This window comes from Dysgonomonas sp. 216 (assembly GCF_010501065.1).
GTDB lineage: Bacteria > Bacteroidota > Bacteroidia > Bacteroidales > Dysgonomonadaceae > QVMM01.
In genome coordinates, this window is the sequence record NZ_QVMM01000001.1 from 56596 (window position 1) to 77087 (window position 20492).

General features: G+C 37.6%; 20 protein-coding genes. 7 read left to right on the forward strand and 13 right to left on the reverse strand.

Annotated features, from left to right (window positions below; translation table 11 throughout):
- Nucleotides 1-71: 71 nt before the first annotated feature.
- Together D0T53_RS00250 and D0T53_RS00255 are read right to left on the reverse strand one after the other, a co-directional pair.
- Entirely contained in the window at nt 72-3191 is a 3120-nt protein-coding gene (locus D0T53_RS00250; protein WP_163263888.1) for a BNR-4 repeat-containing protein, read from the reverse strand.
- A gap of 202 nt (nt 3192-3393) precedes the next feature.
- Nucleotides 3394-3927: a hypothetical protein gene (locus D0T53_RS00255; RefSeq protein WP_163263890.1), complete on the reverse strand. Its 534-nt coding sequence runs from the start codon at nt 3925-3927 to the stop codon at nt 3394-3396.
- A 199-nt stretch (nt 3928-4126) separates the two neighbouring features.
- On the opposite strand from D0T53_RS00255, the gene def reads away from it, so the two are divergent.
- Entirely contained in the window at nt 4127-4678 is a 552-nt protein-coding gene (gene def, locus D0T53_RS00260; RefSeq protein ID WP_163263892.1) for a peptide deformylase, read from the forward strand.
- 6 nt (nt 4679-4684) lie between these two features.
- Here the strand turns inward: def and D0T53_RS00265 are convergent, their stop codons facing one another.
- The 9 genes from D0T53_RS00265 to D0T53_RS00305 form a co-directional block, all read right to left on the reverse strand.
- A complete protein-coding gene (locus D0T53_RS00265; RefSeq protein WP_163263894.1) occupies nt 4685-4897 on the reverse strand; it encodes a hypothetical protein in 213 nt (70 codons plus the stop codon).
- A 33-nt stretch (nt 4898-4930) separates the two neighbouring features.
- Nucleotides 4931-5230 (reverse strand): hypothetical protein, encoded by a 300-nt coding sequence (locus D0T53_RS00270; protein WP_163263896.1) that lies wholly within the window; start codon nt 5228-5230, stop codon nt 4931-4933.
- A 27-nt stretch (nt 5231-5257) separates the two neighbouring features.
- Nucleotides 5258-5599, reverse strand: coding sequence for a DUF2085 domain-containing protein (locus D0T53_RS13690; protein WP_163263898.1), 342 nt, complete (start codon nt 5597-5599; stop codon nt 5258-5260).
- Between the two features lie 109 nt (nt 5600-5708).
- The gene (locus D0T53_RS00280; protein WP_163263900.1) at nt 5709-5966 is read right to left on the reverse strand and encodes a hypothetical protein; all 258 of its coding nucleotides are present in this window, start codon (nt 5964-5966) and stop codon (nt 5709-5711) included.
- Nucleotides 5967-5972: 6 nt separating this feature from the next.
- Nucleotides 5973-7112 (reverse strand): ThiF family adenylyltransferase, encoded by a 1140-nt coding sequence (locus tag D0T53_RS00285; RefSeq protein ID WP_163263902.1) that lies wholly within the window; start codon nt 7110-7112, stop codon nt 5973-5975.
- 9 nt (nt 7113-7121) lie between these two features.
- Nucleotides 7122-8327, reverse strand: coding sequence for a PrsW family glutamic-type intramembrane protease (locus D0T53_RS00290; RefSeq protein WP_163263904.1), 1206 nt, complete (start codon nt 8325-8327; stop codon nt 7122-7124).
- A gap of 1 nt (nt 8328) precedes the next feature.
- Nucleotides 8329-10149: a Mov34/MPN/PAD-1 family protein gene (locus D0T53_RS00295; protein WP_163263906.1), complete on the reverse strand. Its 1821-nt coding sequence runs from the start codon at nt 10147-10149 to the stop codon at nt 8329-8331.
- Nucleotides 10150-10164: 15 nt separating this feature from the next.
- Nucleotides 10165-10950: a hypothetical protein gene (locus tag D0T53_RS00300; protein ID WP_163263908.1), complete on the reverse strand. Its 786-nt coding sequence runs from the start codon at nt 10948-10950 to the stop codon at nt 10165-10167.
- A 41-nt stretch (nt 10951-10991) separates the two neighbouring features.
- On the reverse strand, nt 10992-11159 hold the full coding sequence (locus tag D0T53_RS00305) for a DUF4339 domain-containing protein (protein ID WP_163263910.1): 168 nt from the start codon (nt 11157-11159) through the stop codon (nt 10992-10994).
- A 187-nt stretch (nt 11160-11346) separates the two neighbouring features.
- Between D0T53_RS00305 and D0T53_RS00310 the strand changes: the two genes are divergently transcribed.
- Entirely contained in the window at nt 11347-12111 is a 765-nt protein-coding gene (locus D0T53_RS00310; protein WP_163263912.1) for a Spy/CpxP family protein refolding chaperone, read from the forward strand.
- A gap of 103 nt (nt 12112-12214) precedes the next feature.
- On the opposite strand, the gene D0T53_RS00315 is transcribed toward D0T53_RS00310, so the two are convergent.
- Entirely contained in the window at nt 12215-13075 is an 861-nt protein-coding gene (locus D0T53_RS00315) for a polysaccharide deacetylase family protein (protein ID WP_163263914.1), read from the reverse strand.
- Nucleotides 13072-13902 carry a GNAT family N-acetyltransferase gene (locus tag D0T53_RS00320; RefSeq protein WP_163263916.1) on the reverse strand — a complete coding sequence of 277 codons (831 nt, stop codon included), beginning with the start codon at nt 13900-13902 and terminating at the stop codon, nt 13072-13074. Before D0T53_RS00320 ends, D0T53_RS00315 begins: the two co-directional genes overlap by 4 nt.
- Nucleotides 13903-14154: 252 nt before the next feature.
- On the opposite strand from D0T53_RS00320, the gene rpmH reads away from it, so the two are divergent.
- The 5 genes from rpmH (at nt 14155) to D0T53_RS00345 (ending at nt 20368) form a co-directional block, all read left to right on the forward strand.
- Entirely contained in the window at nt 14155-14307 is a 153-nt protein-coding gene (gene rpmH, locus D0T53_RS00325; protein WP_163263918.1) for a 50S ribosomal protein L34, read from the forward strand.
- Nucleotides 14308-14409: 102 nt separating this feature from the next.
- Nucleotides 14410-14907, forward strand: coding sequence for a CvpA family protein (locus tag D0T53_RS00330; protein ID WP_163263920.1), 498 nt, complete (start codon nt 14410-14412; stop codon nt 14905-14907).
- Between the two features lie 82 nt (nt 14908-14989).
- The gene (locus D0T53_RS00335) at nt 14990-15544 is read left to right on the forward strand and encodes an NUDIX domain-containing protein (RefSeq protein ID WP_163263922.1); all 555 of its coding nucleotides are present in this window, start codon (nt 14990-14992) and stop codon (nt 15542-15544) included.
- A 9-nt stretch (nt 15545-15553) separates the two neighbouring features.
- Entirely contained in the window at nt 15554-18544 is a 2991-nt protein-coding gene (locus D0T53_RS00340; RefSeq protein WP_163263924.1) for a tetratricopeptide repeat protein, read from the forward strand.
- A 24-nt stretch (nt 18545-18568) separates the two neighbouring features.
- Nucleotides 18569-20368 carry a hypothetical protein gene (locus tag D0T53_RS00345; protein ID WP_163263926.1) on the forward strand — a complete coding sequence of 600 codons (1800 nt, stop codon included), beginning with the start codon at nt 18569-18571 and terminating at the stop codon, nt 20366-20368.
- Nucleotides 20369-20492 lie beyond the last annotated feature (124 nt).

Sequence of the window (20492 nt, forward strand, 5' to 3'; positions counted from 1 at the left end):
CCTTTCTAACATAAAAATATCCCGCTTGAAATTTCAAACGGGATATTTTATTTTAAGACTAGTAGGATATATTAATTTACTACAAGTTTATTTGTTATCACATTTTGTATACCATCTGTTATCTTTACCAGATAAACACCTTTTTGAGTCAGGTTATCAATAACCACAGGATACGTTGAAGGTTTTATAGACCGAACAACTTCGCCTAACGCATTTACAAGCTCTACCTGTAAGTTGTTTTTTTGCACTTCGTTCAGATTACAGTTTATCTCCACACTTCCATTAACCTTAACAGGGTTAGGATATAACGAGAATGACGAAGAAACTATATCGGGTGTTATAGCAACCTCCGATTTATTAATTTCCTCTTCGGTTAAAGCTATATTATATAATTTAAAATCATCAATAGTTCCGCAATAATCGATATTATCGCCTGCTACACCCGAATCCCACCATTGCGTACGTCCTATATAGTTCCGCTTTGTTGCTGCAACACCACAAAGCTCATACGGTTCGCGGGTAATTGCAGTAGAAGATGCAGTCATTGTGCCGTTCACATATATTTTTGTGGTTTTTGTTTTCGCATCAAACGTAAAAGCCACCTTCGATTCTTTTCCCGACTCTAACTGTTTGTTCGAATTAATAAGCACTGTTGATCCTCCGTTATACTTATATCCTGCAGTAAGAGCACTTCCTCTGCCCAAAAGACTGTTGGAAGAGGCCGAGCCGAAATCGTACAAACGAGGTTGTTTATTTAAGTGAACAGGATGTACGGTTAGTATAAAAGTATAACTTCTTATATCGTCAATAATCCCATTCGGAGCCATAGCATAACCATTTGTAAAAAACCCCGAAGCCGTATTTGCCGTCATATTAAGAGTCCCGTCAATTTGAGCGCTACCGTAAACAGTTGCATCATTTCCGTTTCCCGATTTATCAGCTACATAATTCACTCCATCTTTTGTATACAAATCGTCGGTCTCAAATTCGTAAAACAACACCTTATTGTTTTCTATATTTCGGGGCATCACTGTTACATCAAACGTTTTTTCAAGGTCTCCAATCTTTGCTATTAACCGAACCGCTGTGGCTGAAACCGGAAGTGTAACAAGTCCTGTGTTCGACACAACATTTGTATTATTTGAAGTCCAACTTACAGCTGAACCTGCAACCGTTTTAGCTTTCAGAACAATATCGCTGTACACATACCGAGGAACTTCCAAAGCTTCTATATCAGCTTTTGCCGGAAGGCTGGAATCTAAAACATAAGTAGTCGTAATTTCCGACAACGATTTTATTTCATTCTGATTCAAAGCCCTGTCGTATACACGACAATCTTCAACCCAACCGATAAATCCACCGACAGAAACATCATTTAAGGAAAGATTTTCGATCTCTACATATTGGTCTATAAGTCCGTTTATATAAGTCCGAAGCACTCCGTTATCGTAAGTGATTGCAAGATTGAAAAATTCGAATTTAGTTGGAGTATACCATTCGCCGCCTGTACCCCTATTAGCAGTTTTCCACACATCGGAATTTCCCAACAAGTTAGAACTATTATATTTTACATTACCAACAGTAATTACAGGTTTTACCGTATTCTCATCCAGCGAATATGTTATATCTCCAAATGCAAGGATGTTCCCTTTATATGCTCCTTTATAAATATAAGGAGAAAGAACTATAGAAAATGCGCCTGTGCTTTGTGCCGATAGAACAGCATTTGTAGTAGTGGTTGACAACAATACCCCTTTATCTGTTTCTGCAGTACCTTGCACCTCTCCGTCAAACTGTTCGTTAACCAAAAGTCCTCCGTCTAAATCTATGGAGCCTAAAGGATGCTCATAATCGCAATGTATAGCTGTAGGATAGCCCAATGGTCTGGTCGAACTAACAATCCAGTCATAATAATCTCCATGCATCCAAGTCAATTTCAAATCCGAATTTTTAGAGTTCGGAATAACGTAAGGTCTTATATTATTCTTGGTCGAATTTTTAGTAATTTGCTCAGTATTTTCAAGCTCGCCATTTGCATTTACCGTGTACTTTACTATTTCATATACTTTTCCGTTATCACCTGTAACGGGCACAGAACAGTACATAACATTGGCATTATTCTTATCAATAGCCATTCCCCCACTGTAACACATTTCGAGGCCTGCTGATTGATGGAAATGTCCGCCTCCGTTTGCTAAGAATGTTTTTTTCCATTCAGTACCTGTCCATTTAGCATAATAATAATCGTGCGAAGTTTTGCCACTATTTATACGCACCATTGCTACAACAGGAGCACCGTTGTAGCCTTCCATAACTTCCCATACCCAGTCGCGATACGACGCATTGTCAACAACTGCTTCAGGATTTGCATTAGCATAGGTACTTGTAGCACTAACACTATGTGTTCCATTAGCAATAGTTGATAACACTTTTCCTTTTACATCCTTTAATTCTAAAGTATTTACATCAATATAATTGTAATAAACATAATTCGGATTCTGATTATCAGGGTGAGCCGTTGTATAGGTCATCAATATTTTATCCGTTCCGTTAGACGCGTATTTTGCATAAGGCCGAGCACCTGTCGACTGTACTATCTGGTAAGGTCCCCATGTAAAATCAACATTATCATCTTCGTCAGGAATATTAAGCTGTGCAATTGTAGGATGCCAGTTTATACCCCTCCAGCACAAGTATATATGATTGGGATCGTCCGATAATATAAAGGGAGACGGATAAGTGGTATTGTGCGAAGTTATAAGTTTTTTCTCTGCACCAAGAGTTGTTATATCTCCCGGTTTTTGCGAAATACGATAATAAAAGCAAGCCTCATCGGTATGTCTCGAATAAAATATCATAACTCTTTCGTCAGGCAATACCAAAAATGTTGGATTGTTATGATCGTCTGGTTGAAAATACGACCTTATTAAAACCTCGCTGGTTATTCCTGTCAGAAAATCGTATTGCATAGCTTTTATATTTCCGTGAACATCTATATAACCAATATATGTTTTATTTATGGTTCCCTCTTCATTCTCGTAATGAGTGGCTCTGGGATCGGCAAACCAACACCAAGCCCCCTTTGTTGTAACTACTGCACCTTCGTAAGTATCCGAATCGCTAAAAGTGTATGCCCCAATAAAACTAACAGAGCATAAATAAATAGCTAAGAATGTAAATAATTTCTTCATAGGTTAAATGTCTTTATTTATTCATGGTTATCAAATTCTCTTTTAATCCATTTTAATACAAAGAAAATAATTTGAATATTAGACAAAGGGGGATAAATCGTTCAATAAGGTTATTTTGTGGTTCAGCATCACTTATATAAACAAAAAAAAGCTATTCCCTTTTTAGGAAATAGCTTTTACACTATTGCTATAGTTTAATCTCTTATTTGAATGATTTGAAAGTTGGCTCAATCATTGGATAGTAAATATCTTTAACCGAGCTTTCATATTTAAGAATACCGGTTACAATCTCGCCATTACTCAAAATAGTTTTTTGATAAAAAACAGTCTTGCTACCAATAACAACCCCCATTATTATATAATTGGTTGTATTGAATGCTTTGTAACTTATATCGAAGTTTTCGTTAGCAATATCCTTTTCGTATGCATCTTTTATAGTTGCATTATCTCTTGTTATTGTTCCGTCAAGATTTCCAACGGCAACTCTCAATGTACAAAGGCTGTCTGTCGACAAAAACTCTTGTCCTTTTCCATCAAATTCGCCTTGAGGAATCATCATATCAGCCGGATATTTGATGCAGAATTTATACTCTTCGTTGCAATAAGTTCCGGGTGTTACTCTTCTTGTACTGTCTTGATCTGTGCCATTTTTATCTTTATCAGACTTAGATCCACAGCTTGAAAACGAAAAAGTAATCAGGCAAAAAGCGGCAAATACAGTTAATAAATACTTCATAATTTAATCAGGTTTTGGGTTAATTTAAAGCATAAAGATACATCTTTTCTGTAAAAAACAAAAGCTATAGCCCTTACAAGCATTATTTCTGATAATAAATAAACTATCTTTGACTCCTTGTTGTTATTTTATGATGCACATATATTTTAAAATCGTTTTATTAATAATGGCTATATCAGCCATGTATACGAACAAAGCAATGGCACAATTTACAGAAAAAGAAAAAATTATAATAAACAGCAACACCCTAAATACGCCATTCAAGGTTTTGAGCGTTTATAATGAGGAAGAGGAGATACAACTTCGAACAAAATCGGAAGATATTGATATAGATGTAGATTCCATTCTTTTAAATACACTTATCGAGCGAATGAAAGTTACGCTGGATGAAGAAATGGGAGTTGGGTTAGCCGCTCCACAAGTAGGAATAATGAAAAATATTTTCCTATTTGTTCGAATAGATTTACCGGATGAACCTGTTGCTGTTGCTATAAATCCACGTATACTAAACCATGCAGATAAACTTATATGTTTCGACGGAGACGGCTGTTTATCAGTACCGGGACAAAGCGGCGACTCGATGCGCTATCCTTGGATCGAAGTAGAATACATAAATGAAAAAGGGGAGTTAATTCGAGAAAAATTATACGGACACAGCAGGCAAGACAACTTTGTTGCAGTTATTTTCCAGCACGAGTTCGATCATCTTCAAGGCATCCTTTACACGGATAAACTTTGTGAAGATCAATAACAACTATCAAACACGCCTGATTACAGTTATAATTACAAAGAGAGCTATAATAAACACGGCTCCACCTATAGCCGATATACATGCCATTTTCGACTTTTCGGGATAATCGTCTTTATTTATATAATAAAGTACAGCACCAACTATAGGCAAGCAATAAGATAATACTGCTAAGCCCGCATCTATATCATCACGTTTATCTTCCTCTTCGTAATTATCCATACATCTTCAATATTCTCCACAAAGATAGAGAAATTATGCAACATCAGAGCTTGAAAGAGTTACATTGATTATAAAAACCAATAATATAAAAAAGGAGCCATAAAAGAATGACTTAAGAGCCGTTTTCGCCTTTCGTGGAGCTCTGTTCAGGTATAGGAAAAAAAGAAACAAGCCAAAAACGGGTATAAAAAATGATATCAAAATAAGATGTTCCGGCAAGCGTTTCGAGCTCATTCTGCGAGCTTTATGACGAACATTATAATAATGAGATCCTTCGACCACCGCTGCTATTTCTGCAACTTTCACCTCTTCCTGACCATCCAAACACTCCATAAAACAAATATTACTATTTTATATTTTCTATCTAATTATCTCCAGAACAAAGAAACCAATACTTTCACCGATTATCGACATTATGGACATTGCCCCTATACCGGCACAAAAACCAGTCGTTACGCGTATAAAATTATTACTTTCTCTTTTACAATATGCCTGAGTCAATCCGTCAACAACAGTTGGCAATAATAATAAACATGAAAACCAAAAATTAATGGATATCAAGCTAAAAGCAAAAGGTATTATTGACAAATACCCCATATAGACACCCGTACATCTTGCACAAACCGGAAATTGTTTCCCTCTAAAAAAAAATGAGCGTTCGGGCATCCGATGACAAAAAACAAATTTGAGTTTTTCTGGCATTATTCCACTTCTTCTTTATCAACAATAAAGCGTCAGGACTACGCAAAGATAATATTCGATTTTATAAAATGTATTTTTTACACGAAAAAAAATTATCCGATATTCTTTTTCACAATTTTGTAATTACTATTATAGTAACAACAATCAGTATACAAATAAGAGTAGTTGCCCCCGATTGTTTCGCACGTTCTTTATATCCTCTTAATTTATACAGGAAGAATAAAAAGATACCTACCGTAAAGAACGAAAAAATATTGCCCAATATAATCCACAATATATCGGCAGCAGAAAGTTCGAGATTTTCCCTGTTTATTTCATTTGGGTCTTTATCTCTTATTATTTCACCGTATTCGTTTATTTTTACCATCCTCAATTATTCTTCGCTGTCGTTAATTACTGGAGCACGAGGCACCTCAATACTTGTTGTTACTTGTAGTGGATAAGAAAATATCTCGGCATTATCGCCTCCTATTTTCGGGTTATTAGTATTACACACTAGTGTAAATTGTGACAAATTATTTATTAAACGTGGCGTATACCGATCGTTGTCTATGTTCAGTATATCTAAAGCCAACTTAACTGCTATTGTTGTTACAAAGTTTATATCGACAGAGATTCCCGGTTCAAATATAGCCTTTTCCAAATCTTCCTCATTGGTATAAAACTTTTTATTCTGGTTTACCCTCCCCGATAAGCCTCCGATTGCATACATCAGGTCGGAATAATCTGGCATTCCGGTTGGCAAGCAATAAAATATCTCTCCGGCAAAGGCCCTTTCCCAACAACCAACCGACATTAACGGCATACCTACTTCCTTCGCAATCTGATTGGCATACAAATCTCCCTCCCGATTATCGGCACCTCCAACTACTATTGTGTTCTTATCGCAAAACGAATCAAATACACTCAACGGCACCTCCTGCACCGTACATGCCTGAGTAACAATTTCGGCCTTCGGATTAATTTGTAATATGCGTTCTTTCAGGGCATCGACTTTAAGTTTCCCGACGTCTAAAATACCACACTGATGCCTGCTTATATTATGGTATGCAAATATATCGTTATCTATAAGCAAAAAACGGCCGACTCCTGCTCTCGCTAACTCTAGGGCAAAAAGGCTGCCTACCGAACCGCATCCGATAAACATTGCTCCTTTTTTCAACATAATATCAGACTCAAGAATCCCCGTGTTTCTCGAAAATATATCTAATTTCAATGAATATGGTTCTTTCTTGCATTTTTTTCCATCTGCATCTATAAAACAAAGTTCATTTGCTTCAAAGTAACCATATAATTGACCTTCCGTTGGCAGTTCTTCTGGTTTCGCCCCAAATATCTCGCCTATACATTTAACTTCAGGAAAATTATTATCAGGATGAAGATAAGATATTATATTATAATAGTTTGTAGTATCAATATATATGCCATAAAACTTACCTAGAATCTTTTCCGACTCTAATTCGGCCGGAAAACTAACAGTAGGTTTACGCTTACGCATCAATAGCTTTGCCATTATGTATATTTAGATTTTAAATTCTTCTATATCAATTTCACCATTCACCCACTTTTCGAATAGAGATATCCACCGCACTGCATTCTGCAAAGTTTGGGCTCCTGATGTTTTACCTTTCCACGAAACATTCAGAAAATAACAGCCTGCCGAATCGACCATTGTATAAGGTAGACTGCCTGATATTTTAATCAGATCGTTAAGATCCGGAAATAAAACATATACCCTCAGCATTTCAGGCATTACCCTGTAATTACGGGCATAAACAAGCTGTATAGTCCAAGGTGTTGCACTGTTTATATTTACCACAAAGCTAACAATCCCGTTCTCTTTCATATATACAGCATCGGGAAAAACCTCCTCTATGACAGCCTTTTCGGCTTCGAGCAGTTGTGGTGTTACATCGTACCAATTAACAGCAAAATTGTGTACCCTTTGTGCAGGCATAATACGAATAATGCTACGAGTTTTTCTCCTATACTCTTTTACTTCCGATTCGGGTATACCCGAAAAATAAAAATCGGAAGACAATTTTTTTATTTTCTTAAAGCCTTGAAACCAAAGGAATACCACAAATCCGGCAAACATTAAGAACAACAGAGGTATAGCTTCCAAATGAGTATCTGACAGATTACTCATTAAAAACAAAATTACATCGTAAACACCATGCAAAAGCACAGCAACGCCAAACGATAGCCAAAGATATTTATTCTTATGTTCGGGCACAAAGCGTGCATAAGAGAAATAATACCCCATTGCAACACCAAACAAAGCATGCCCGGGTACAGACAGCAGAGCACGGCCGATACCCACGCCAACGCCTCCATTCAGAACATACAAGACATTTTCGACTGCGGCAAATCCCAACGACACAAATACGGAGTAAATTATTCCGTCAAAACGTTCATTAAATTCTGCACTATTCCATATCAATAAATAAAGAACAGCAAATTTTACAAATTCCTCAGGAATAGCGGCTTGCACAAAAGCTGTATAAAACGAGCTTAAAACTGGGTCGTCTACTGTTATACCAAGACCAACAGCTTCGAGCCCCTTGTAAACTATAAGTAATACAGGCGCAGTTAACGCCCCCAGACCAAAGGCCGTTAACAAGAGAGGTAAAGGTTCCTGCTCGTATTTATCTTTCTTATACACAAATACGAGTATAAGAACTACCGGCAACAAAGAGACAAATAAAAGATATATATATTGCACCATACTATCTCAATTTGAACTCTATCAACCCAATTAGCCCGGCATTCCACTTTTCAAAGCTATTTATCCATGTTAAAGCTCCTTCCAAGGCCGAAACCCCACTGATAAGTTCCTCCTGCATTTCGCGCGTTACATCAATGTAAGGTTCCCCAACTTCATCAATATTGATATATGGCAAGTCTATCCGATTTTTAAACACTATATCCTTCAGGTCGGGCGATATTATATATGCTCTCAACCCTCCATGTTTACTATTATAATGACGATCATAAGCCAATTGTATATGCCACAATATATTAGTCTGATATTTAACAACAAAGGACAACACCCCATCGTCAACCGACTGCTCGGCATCGGGAAAATGATATGCTATAGCCTGAACTTCTTTCTTATACAAATCGGGATTCGCCTGAAACCAGTATTTAACCTGTTGCCCGGCCAATTCTTTATCCTTAGCTTCCTGTTTCTTCTTTTCCATCCAATCGATTACAGCCGGAACAACCTGCAAAGCTATTAAGGATAACAATAAGAATATAAACACGCCCCAATAGAACGAACTGAAAAACACGATACCATTATACGATAATTCGGGAATAAAAGCACAAGCTCCGGCAGACAAGAACAGCGCCATCAAGGTAAACAACCACATCCGCTCATATACCCATCGGGTTGGGAACAACACATTTAGAATAGACAATAAGAACAATACAAATACACCCAAAATAGAATATTTCACAACTCTTTTGTAGTCATTATTCTTCGTAACACTAATATTATCTTTTTCGGCTTGCAATTGTTTTGCAATACTTTCTTTTCTCGCTTTATCTTTATGATCGACCGATAATTTTTCCAGATACAGAACATTAAGTGAGTCGCGGGCTTTAATCGAGTCTATTATAAACCCTCTCATATTAATATCAATATATCTATCGTACAGCACCGAATCGCGTTTGGTTACAATTAAATCATCCAGAGTGGGTAACTTATATTCCTTATCAAAAGAAATTGTATACAATTCAATCAACGAGTCTTTTTCGGCAGAAGTAATATCAATATCCCCAAATCCTAAGAGTTTATAGGCAACTTTAAATTCCGATACTTTATCTTTCAGCTTATAATCGGAATAACCTAAGAAAAAAGTAAGTAGCAAACACAAAAATGCAACTAGAGCAAACAAAGCTTTAGGATGCACAAACGTCTTCAACCCCGACTCCGAAACACCTGATTGTGTTTTTATTGTCACTCTCTCTGCTTTATAATCGTTCGACAAAGTTTTTTTGATCGGATTTTTTTGCATCTCACACTCAGGGCTTAAGCCCTTTTCCGGGAAATGTTTCCACTCAAAATACTCTTCGGGAATAAGGTCATTACCAACAGCAACCTCTACCCTATCGTATTTTAACGGAGACGATACATGATACATTGTCAATCTGAAGCGAGGATCGATATTTACAAGCCCCGATATTGCACCTTTTTCATTCAGCCCTGCAAAAACAGCATTTGTTTCATCGTCCGTACCCGAAAAAGAGTCCATGCTCCCCGGATGACGATGCCACAAGCCCAATAAACTCAGTTCGTGTTTGTATTCCGAAGCCACAGACTGGGCCAGATAATTTACAAACTTTTCATCGTACTCAAAATATGCGAATTGGAAAACAGAATTCCATCCGGGAGGCAAAACCTCCATTACAATCCATATTCCATTATCAAGAATATGCCCCAATAAAATACCACCCGTTTCGAGTGGTTCTTTTCTAAAACTTTCGTTTACGATTGCATTATATGCTTTATCGGAGAAAACAACAGTGTGGCAACTATTATTCATTTGCTTATTATTTTATTATATGCCACGATGTTGGTTAAATGCTTCTTTAGACAGGTCGCCCGACAACACCAACTCGAAAGCCATTAGCCATTTTACCGCCCATGCTATAACCGATGCCGCTGACGACACCTGCTTACCTGCCTTAACGTTGTCGGCCTCAGCCGTACACAAATATAGTTGATTATTACTATCGCGTAGCAGATGGGTTGGTTGCCACCCTAAATCGCCTATCAGTTCGTCAATATCGGGTTCAACCAAATATACCCTAACCGAACTACCCATTACCTGTTGCGGATGGTTGTTGTTATAAATAGCCATTATATGCCACTTGTTATCGCCCAAGCAACCAATATTCAAACTGCCTACCCACGCGAAACGTCCATCGTCCAGTTTATCGAGTTCAAATCCAGGGAAAGCCTGTTGCATTGCAGCCTTCTCGGCTTCCAACAATCCGGGATCGCGATCGTACCACTGACTAACAGCCAATTTTCCGGGAGGAATTACAATGCCTTTCTGACCATTATCATCCGTTACATTCCCGTCTGTCCCGATTGGAATTTTCTGTCCTTCGAGCAATTTTTTCTTTAATTCCTCACGTTTTTTCTTCAAAGCCTCATCATCAGCCAGCTTTCCGGGAGGAATCACAATACCCTTCTGTCCGCTATCATCTGTCACATTTCCGTCTGTCCCGATTGGGATTTTCTGTCCTTCAAGCAATTTTTTCTTTAACTCCTCGCGCTTCTTTTTCAAAGCCTCATCATCGGCAAAACGCCCCACCGGAATATATATCTTGTTATTCATGTCTTAAAATATTAAACCTATCCTAGTTTGTTATTAAACAGTTAAAATAAATCTTTCAATTCGTCATACTCAACAGCTTGCTTCCATTCATCACCAACCGATGGCACACAAACCAACACATCGGGCAATAAACCGAAACTCCTCACCTGCCCTAATGTATAAGGCCCGTACTGTTGTTCGTCCAGTTCAATATAATATAATTTGTCCATCTATGTTTTGTTGAATATTATCACACACTTTTCAAATTTAATTTTTTTTTCATGTTCAACAAAATATTTAACAGCAAACCAAACACAAATCTATCTAAACAAAAGTTTTTAGTTAAAAAATATTTCCGATTAAACCTTTTATAAAATATTCTATCTAACCGAATATAAACCAGATAAAAAACAAGTTATGAAAAAGTTATTATTGTTAATATTTATTCTTGCAGGAATTTCATCTGCTTCTTTTGCCGGTGTTTCTCAACAAGAAAGAAAGCAACGCCAGAGAAACGACAACATGACTAAAGAACTGAATTTAACCGAAGAGCAACAAAAAAAGATTGATGCTTTAAGAACTGACTTCAGAGACAAAGCAAAAAAAATAAACGACGACAAAAAGCTCAATGATAGCGATAGAAAAACAAAAAGAAATGCCATCAGAGAAGAGCACCAAAAAGCAATAAAAGAAGTGCTTACTCCCGAACAACAAGAAAAATGGGAGAAAATGCGCAAAGATCGCCCCAGCAATCGCAAAATGCGAGACGGAGACGCTAAAAAGAACAAAGAATCAGGACAAAGAATGAATAGAGGTAAAGGAAAAATGCAGGCTCAACACAGGGCTTCAAAACCTCGCATGGATTTAAACCTAACCGAAACACAAAAAAACTCGATTAAGGAATTAAGAGAAGAATATAAAATTAAACGCAAAGCTTTAGCTTCGGAAAGACAAATAAAGATAGATCAGATTCTTACCCCTGAGCAAAAAGCAAAGCGTGAAGAATTTAGAAAGCAAAGACCTCAAAATATAAAAGGCGATAAACCCTTTGCAGGCAAAAGAAACCCTAAAATGGAAAGAAAGCTTGATGACGAATCGTTGAAAAAACTAAAAGATCTAAACAACAGGTACAAAGAAGACAAAAAAAAGATATTGAACGAAGCTAAAAACACAAATAGCTAAGTTCCAAAACTCACAATACTTAAGGTGTATTCTTTATTCTCAAATGTGGACTTTGGCAACCGGAAAACATCAGACATTTTCCGGTTGTTATTTTTTATCTTCTTCAGGTTAAAGTTATTTGCTTAACCTCTTCAAAGTTTATTTGCTGCACAGCCTGTTCCACATTTATCCATTTATAGTCGGTCAGCATTTTTTCGAACTTAGGGTAAGCCCCCTTTATTCCGTAGTACGACTTAAAATAGCGCATTCCCGACAAGTGCTTAAACCGAGGTTGTTCGTAATCGAAATCACGCATATGCAAATAAGTCATGTTATAATCCGACTTATTCATCAACCGCTTAATAAGCCGGTACGGAAACAGCCTGAAATATCCGCCACCACCAAACACAAACTGTTTTCCGAGCACTTCGCCCGTGTTAATGGGAAACTCTTTTAACGTATAATCTTTATATTTCACCAGTGTTGGAACAGCCTCTCCAAAAGAAGGGAACCCTCCAAAACTTCGGGTTGTGGGAAATATCGAACAATCGCTTTCAATTCCATTTTGCGCCAACACTTCAAAAGCCCATGTCGCATCTTCCGAAATAGTAAATGCCGGAGCCCTGAACGACACAGCCTTCTCGCCCGTCACATTTTCTATACTGTCTAATGCCATTCGTAAGTCATCGTTAAACGACTCGGGCGTCATTTCCCTCACAAAAAAATGTTTGTCGCTATGGCAAGCAATTTCGTGCCCTCTCTGGCGTATTCGTTTCAACACATCGGGATATGTACGGGCAATCCAACCCAAACAGAAAAATGTAGCTTTAGTATTCAACTCGTCCAACTTATCCAATACACGCGGTAAATATAAATCGACCCTCGACGGATAATTGAGCCACGTATCTTCGGTCGAAAAAATATCGAAGTGATACCACTCCTCTATATCGAAAGTTAGTATATTTATTTGTCCTGCTTTTTTCATACAGTATCTAAATCTATCAATTGAATAAAAATATCATCTTTATTTATTTGAGGTATATTACCTGTTAAATCCTTAAACACCAAATTAAACGGCGGACGCTTCACAAACGAAGGCATATTAAAATAAAAACCACCCGAAGTATCGGCGCCTAAACCTATATAGAGATTTAACGGACGTAAGCCAATACTTTCCGACACCGATTTTGATATTACATCAGATAATTGAGCCTTCGATAATGTTTGTGCAAAAAAGGATATTGGAGTTTTTACTATTCCTGCCGCATCGTAACAATACTTATTTGCTGGGTTTTTCAAGCGCCAATTCCATTGAGCCTCATCCCATGTTTTATAACAATTAAAGTCAGTTTTTTTATAAATATTTTTCCCGAAACCAAGCTTTACTGTTAATGGAGATATTAAATAAAACCCAAAATACTTAAGAAAGCCATGAGAACTGTTTGCATTAGGAACCGCAATCATAAAATCGAATCCGTTTTCAGCAGCGTATTCAGCAGTTTTTTCTCCTAAGACGGTAAACAACTTCTTACCCCGATAATTTATGTTTGTCGACACATTTATGCACAACAACCCTTTACGTTTCGCTCCGAACAGGTTTAACTCGATGGGCAGAGCCGCAAAGTGCGACACTATACGTCCGTTGTCCCAAGCATTAAAGCCTTCCATTGCACCTAAAGGATTTTCGGCATACTGCCACCGTATAAAATCGAGTGTAAATTTTTCGTTCTTCGGAAAAGTCTCTTTCAAAAAACGGGTAATCTCAATCAACGAGTCCTCATCCGTTTCTATTTTTTTTATAGAATACTCCATATCTAGTTTTGGTCAAGATTCAATAAATGAATTAAATACCAAAAGTAAGAAGTTTTTTTCAGACCCTACACATCTTATTACGTCATTTTTCAAATTGTACACTATCCCTAAAAGGCATTATAGAAAAAAAATTAAAAGAACCCTTCTAAAATTTAAGAACTTAATCGTAATATTTTTGGAATTATAAAATAATCTACCTACTTTTGCAACCCGATTCGAAACAGAAAATAATAACGATAATAATATAAAGCAATGAAAAGAACGTTCCAACCATCGAACAGAAAGAGAAAAAACAAACATGGTTTTCGCTCTAGAATGGCTACCGCTAACGGACGCAGAGTGCTTGCTTCGCGCAGAGCAAAAGGAAGAGCTAAACTTTCGGTTTCTGACGAGTACAGCAAATAATAGCCTGTAAAGATATTATTGCTTAGGCAATAGCTAAAGTAAGGATTAAAAATAATTCTTACTTTTGTTGTTTATATATACACAACAAAACATCTGAAAGACATGACATGGTTCGATTTCCTAATATTCTTTATTGTCATCGCATCGGCTATTAGCGGATTCGTGTCGGGATTTATCATGCAACTGGCATCTTTAGTAGGTCTTATTGCTGGAGCATTCTTTGCCGGAAAAGTTGCAGTATATGTATATCCCTTTCTCGAACAGCTTGTCGATATACCCGACAAACTAGCTGCACCATTGTCATTTGCCATAGCCTTTATCCTCATCATCATTGTTTTTGCGATAATGGGCAAATTAATAGACGGATTTTTCAAGGTTATAAAAATCAACTTCATCAACCGCTTGGGAGGAAGCATTTTTTCGGTTGCAAAATGGCTGGTTATTGTCAGCATATTATTGAATATAACCATCGCCTTCGACAAAAACCAACAACTTATAAAACAAGATGTACAGGAAAATTCCATCACTTTTAGACCTGTTAAAGAAATAAGCCTCTTTTTTATACCTTTTTTAGGATTTGACTTCGAAGACGACAAATAATATTCAAAATAAAAAGTTAATTTTGCTATTTTAAGAATCCACCGTAAACAACGGTCAAAACCTTAATAATAACAAAAGTAGGATGCATCCACTCTCACAGTTTAAATACTGTCCCAAATGCGGCTCAGTCCGCTTCATCGAGAACAACTTCAAATCGAAAAAATGCGAAGACTGCAAATTTGTCTACTATTTTAACTCATGTGGCGCCACTGTTGCTTTAATCGTCAACGATAACAACGAATTATTAGTTGCAACCCGTGCTCACGAACCGGCAAAAGGCACGTTAGATATGCCCGGTGGTTTTGTCGACATGGACGAAACAGCAGAACAAGCCGTTATTCGTGAAGTTAAAGAAGAAACAGGGCTGGATATAACCAATCCGAAATATCTTTTCTCGCTACCAAACATATACGTTTATTCTGGATTTGAGGTACATACCATCGACATGTTTTTTGTTTGCCTTTTATCGGGGGCTTACTCTTTAAAAGCAGACGACGATGTAGCAAAACTCGAGTTCATGAAACTTTCGGAGATTAAACCTGAACTTTTCGGACTAAAGTCGGTTAAATTAGGTATAGAAAAAATTCTATCCTCCGACATATTAAATAAAAAATTGTCAATTCTAAGAAACAAATAAATATAAAGTATGAAAAAACTGCTTTTAGCATTGTGCATATCTGCCGGAACCCTATCGGGCTATGCTCAAAAAACAGTAAAAAACGAAAATCCCCTGAAATACTTCACCGAGGGAAAAGAAATGTTTATCGATAAAAACTACACTGGTAGTATACATTCGCTAAACGAATTCAAAAAATATTCGACTGACGAAAAATTAAACGTCGAAGCCGACTATATGCTTGTTAGTTGCCTATACCTGCAAGGTAGCCCAAAAGCCGAAACCAAGTTACGGGAATTTGCCGAAGCTCATCCCGAAACTTATCATGCCAACCAGATTAATTTTTACATCGGATCGATATGCTTCGACAAAAAAGACTGGCAACAAGCATTATACTGGCTCGATCAAACCGATGTAAATTATCTCTCTCCGGGCGAACAAGAAGACTATGCTTACCGTATGGCATATACAGGGCTTCAAAGCAACAGAAGAGACAATTCAAAACATCTGTTCAAAGCTTTGACCCATAACAGTAAAAAATACGCCGATCCTGCGAACTATTATCTTGCTTACATTGATTTTCAGGACGGAGAATACGACAAGGCTCTTCCGGTTCTCGAAAAATTAAAGAATCGTTCCGAGTACAGGGAAGAAGCTTCGTTTTTGTTAACACAAGCACATTTTTTGCGCAACGATTTAAATAAAACGATAGAAGAAGGCGAAACATACATCAGCAACTATCCGCGAAACAAAAACACAGGCGAAGTATACCGTATGTTAGGAAACAGTTACAACCGCAAATACGATCTCAACAGCTCTATTCAAAAATACGAAAGGTACATGTCGCTCGAATCTTCGCCCATGCGCGAAGACATGTATTTGCTCGGATCTTCGTACTATCAAATTGGAAACTATCAGAAATCGGTTGATGCGCTGAAACTCGTAGCCTCAACAAACGATTTACTTGGACAGGCTGCTTATATGGAGTTAGGACAAGCCTATCTGAAATTGACTGACAACCAAAATGCGCTAATGGCTTTCGAAGCGGCATCACGGGTCAACTTCGATCCGGCAACGCGCGAAGCTGCTCTGTTTAATTATGCTTTACTTACACATCAAACATCCGTATCTATTTTTGGCGAATCGATTACCGTATTTCAACGCTTCTTAAAAGAGTATCCGCAATCAAAATACCGCAACCAGATATACGACATTCTTGCATCGTCTTTCTTATCAACAAAAGACTACACCGCAGCATTAAACGCTATCAACGAAATACAGTCTCCGGGACAACAGATACTCGAAGCAAAACAGCTCATACTATTCCGTTTGGGTACTCAGGACTTCATCAATAACAACTATCAGGCTGCGAACAATAACTTCAACGCCTCGATAAATATGGGCAATTACAGCCCCAAGGCTCGCAACGAATCACACTTTTGGCGTGCCGAAATTGCATATCGTCAAGGTAATTTCCAAGCTGCCGCACGAGATTATCAAACGTATGTATCTAATGCACATTCAACCGATGTAAATTATGCCATAGCATATTACAACCTTGGATATTCACATTTCCAAATGAAACAATATACCGGTGCACTTAATAGTTTCCTCAAATATGTAGGAAACGAAACGATGCGCAGCAATGCAACATATGCCGACGCACTTAACCGTATAGGCGACTGTTACCTGTACAACAGAAACTTTTCTTCGGCCGAAAAATATTATGCACAAGCTGCAACAGCTAATCCGAAAGATGCAGATTATGCCGATTTTCAGAATGCTTTTGTTATGGGATTGCAACGCAATTATGCGGGGAAAATATCGGCACTCGACCGCATGATGACCAAATATCCTAATTCGCAATATCAAGATGATGCTTTATTCGAAAAAAGTAAGGCTTTGGTTATGATGAGAAGAGAGGGCGAAGCCATCAGGGCTATTGAAAAACTTACAGCCGAATACCCTCAATCGCCATTTGTTGCCGAGGCAGGAGTTCAGCTCGGACAACTATACTTTAACGCAAACAATCCGAACAAATCGATAGAAGCTTACAAGCGCGTAATTTCGAACTTCCCGAATTCGGAAGAATCCCGTATTTCGATAAAAAGTCTCGAAAGTGTTTACCGTGACATAAACGATATTCCAGGTTACGCCTCATACGTAAACTCTTTAGGTACAGGAATAGTTATTACCGCCTCGCGTCAGGATTCCTTATCGTTTCTTGCTGCCGAAAGCATTTACATGAAAGACAGTAAACCGAAGGCACGGACTGCAATGGCAAATTATTTACAATCGTATCCGAACGGAACATTCTCAAGCGATGCTCACTATTATCTGGGTGTTATAGCCTTTGAAGGAGGGAATAAAGAATCGGCTCTCGAAGATTTCAATTACGTAATACGATCGAACAACCGCAAATACCTCGACGACGCGCTTATATACGTATCGGGAATTGAGTTCGACAGAAAAAACTATACCGCAGCCTACGAAGCATATAGCCACCTCGGAAAGGTTGCATCTAATGCCGACAACAAAAATGTAGCTCAACTTGGTATGTTGCGAAGTGCTTCGCAAATGAACAGAGACAACGAAGTTATTAGTGCCGCCTCGGAGTTATTAAACAATCAGAAAACATCGCCCGACATTGCTATTGAAGCGCTGTATTACAGGGCTAAATCGAGAATAAATACAAGCCAAACCGAAGCCGCCTTAAGCGATTTGCAGTTACTCGCTCGCGACACCCGTAATGTATTCGGCGCAGAAGCTCAATACCTGTTAGCAAACTCATATTACAGCAATAAACAATACGATAAAACTATTGAACAGGTTATGGGATTTGTAAAACAAGGTACCCCACACGAATATTGGATGGCAAAAGCTATTATAGTTTTAGCAGACAGTTACAGGGCTAAAGGCGAAGATTTCCAAGCCAATCAATATCTCGAAAACCTGAATGCAAATTATAAAGGAAGCGAAGCAGATATAAAAGAAGCATTAAAGGAACGTTTAAATAACTAAGATATACTCCCAAAAAGATATATAATGATGAAAACAATATATAAATCGACTATATTAGCTGCAATAGTACTGCCACTTTCCATCACTGCAAGTGCACAACAAACAGCAGCCAAAGATACGACGCTCAACCGTCAGATTTTGCTCGAAAAAGAGTTTGCCCCTACCCTACAGGATGCAAGCAAAATAAACACCCTGCCGGCTGTTCACGAGCCTGTTGTGAAACCCGTTAATTTACAATACGAGACCAGCCGCCCTGCTATTAATTTCACTCAATACAGGATAAAAGACACAGGAGCAGGCGATATTATGACGGATATAGATTTCAGCAAAAAGCGAGGCTATTTCAATTTCGGAGCAGGAAGCCACGCCCAAATAAATACAGACTTTGGCTATAGAATATTGGATACAAACACTGACGAGCTCGATGTTTTTGCCCGTTTCAATAACCTCAGCGGAAAAATTAATCTCGAAAATTCAGACGAAAAGGTTAAAGCGAAATATTCTGATCTGCTTATTAACGCCAAGTATCAACATAATTTCGAGCTTATAGCATGGCGATTATTAGCCGGATATGAAAACACAGGATTCAACTATTACGGAAGCCCTTTCATGCGTAATCCGGATAATTTCAATATTAATAAAAAACAAAGTTTAAACAACTTCAGTATTGGCACAGGACTAAAATCGACCGATAGCAATGAGTTTATATACGATGCAGCCATTAAATTCAATATATTCTCAACAAAATACGGACCAAATATCGAAGACGATGGACCGAAAGGTAATATTATAGAAGGAAAATTTGACGTTGCTGCTCCTTTTGGAGCCGACAAGGTTGTAGGTATAAACATGAATATCATGAACCAAAGTTTCAGTAAAGTCAAATTTATAGAAAACGCAGGTTTAGATAAGGACGACTATTTTCACAGTCTAACAAAAGCCAGTCTTAACCCTTACATCAGTTTCAAAGGAGATAGTTACTTTTTGAAGTTAGGAGTAAAAACCGATTATGCGATCGACAATAAAAACAAACTTGTGGTTGCTCCCGACCTTAAATTAGACTGGATATTTGCCGACAAAACTAAATTTTACGCAAATGTAACAGGGGGCATAAACGAAAACACTTATTTGCAGATAATGCGAGAGAATAGGTATGTAGATATGAGATCAAGAGTAGCTTATTCGAGAACTCCATTTGATTTGAAAGCGGGGATAGCATCAGCTGTTATCAGTGGTTTTGAACTTGATATATTTGGCGGATACAAAAAAACTAAGGACGAGCATTTTTACGTGAATGGAGGACATATGATATATGGAGAGAGTATTGTATATATTATAGGGCAGACCGGATCGTGGGGAAATGTATCTACTCCCGGATATTATGATTTATCGACAAGTCATATAGGTGGGCAAATAAAAACCAGCCTTATTCCTCACACAGATTTATCGGCCAAAGTGATAAAATATTTTTATGATGGACATAAAATAGAATACGCCGATTATCAGGGATATGCGGTTGGAAAAGAGAAAATCGGGAATTTACCCGAACTAACATTAGATTTTAATGCCGATATAAAACCGATAGAGGCATTAACAATCTCGGCTAATTACCACCTAACAAACGGGCGTAAAACATTAATCGGAAACGAATTTAAAAAAATGAAAAACATTAATGAAGTTAACCTTCGGGGAAGTTTCCAAATTGTCGACTGGATTTCATTAAATGCTGAATTAAACAATGTATTGAACCAAAAATATGAGACTTGGGTAGGTTACACTCATCTGGGTTTTAATTTTATGGCAGGAATAGGTATGAAATTCTAAAAAAGATAAAACGTAAAAAAGAGGGTTACTTTTAAGCTAACCCTCTTTTTTTGTACCTTTGCATCCAAATTGAAATTCGGCATAAAGAAAATATCTTTTCTCTGGCTATTTATCTATATATGAG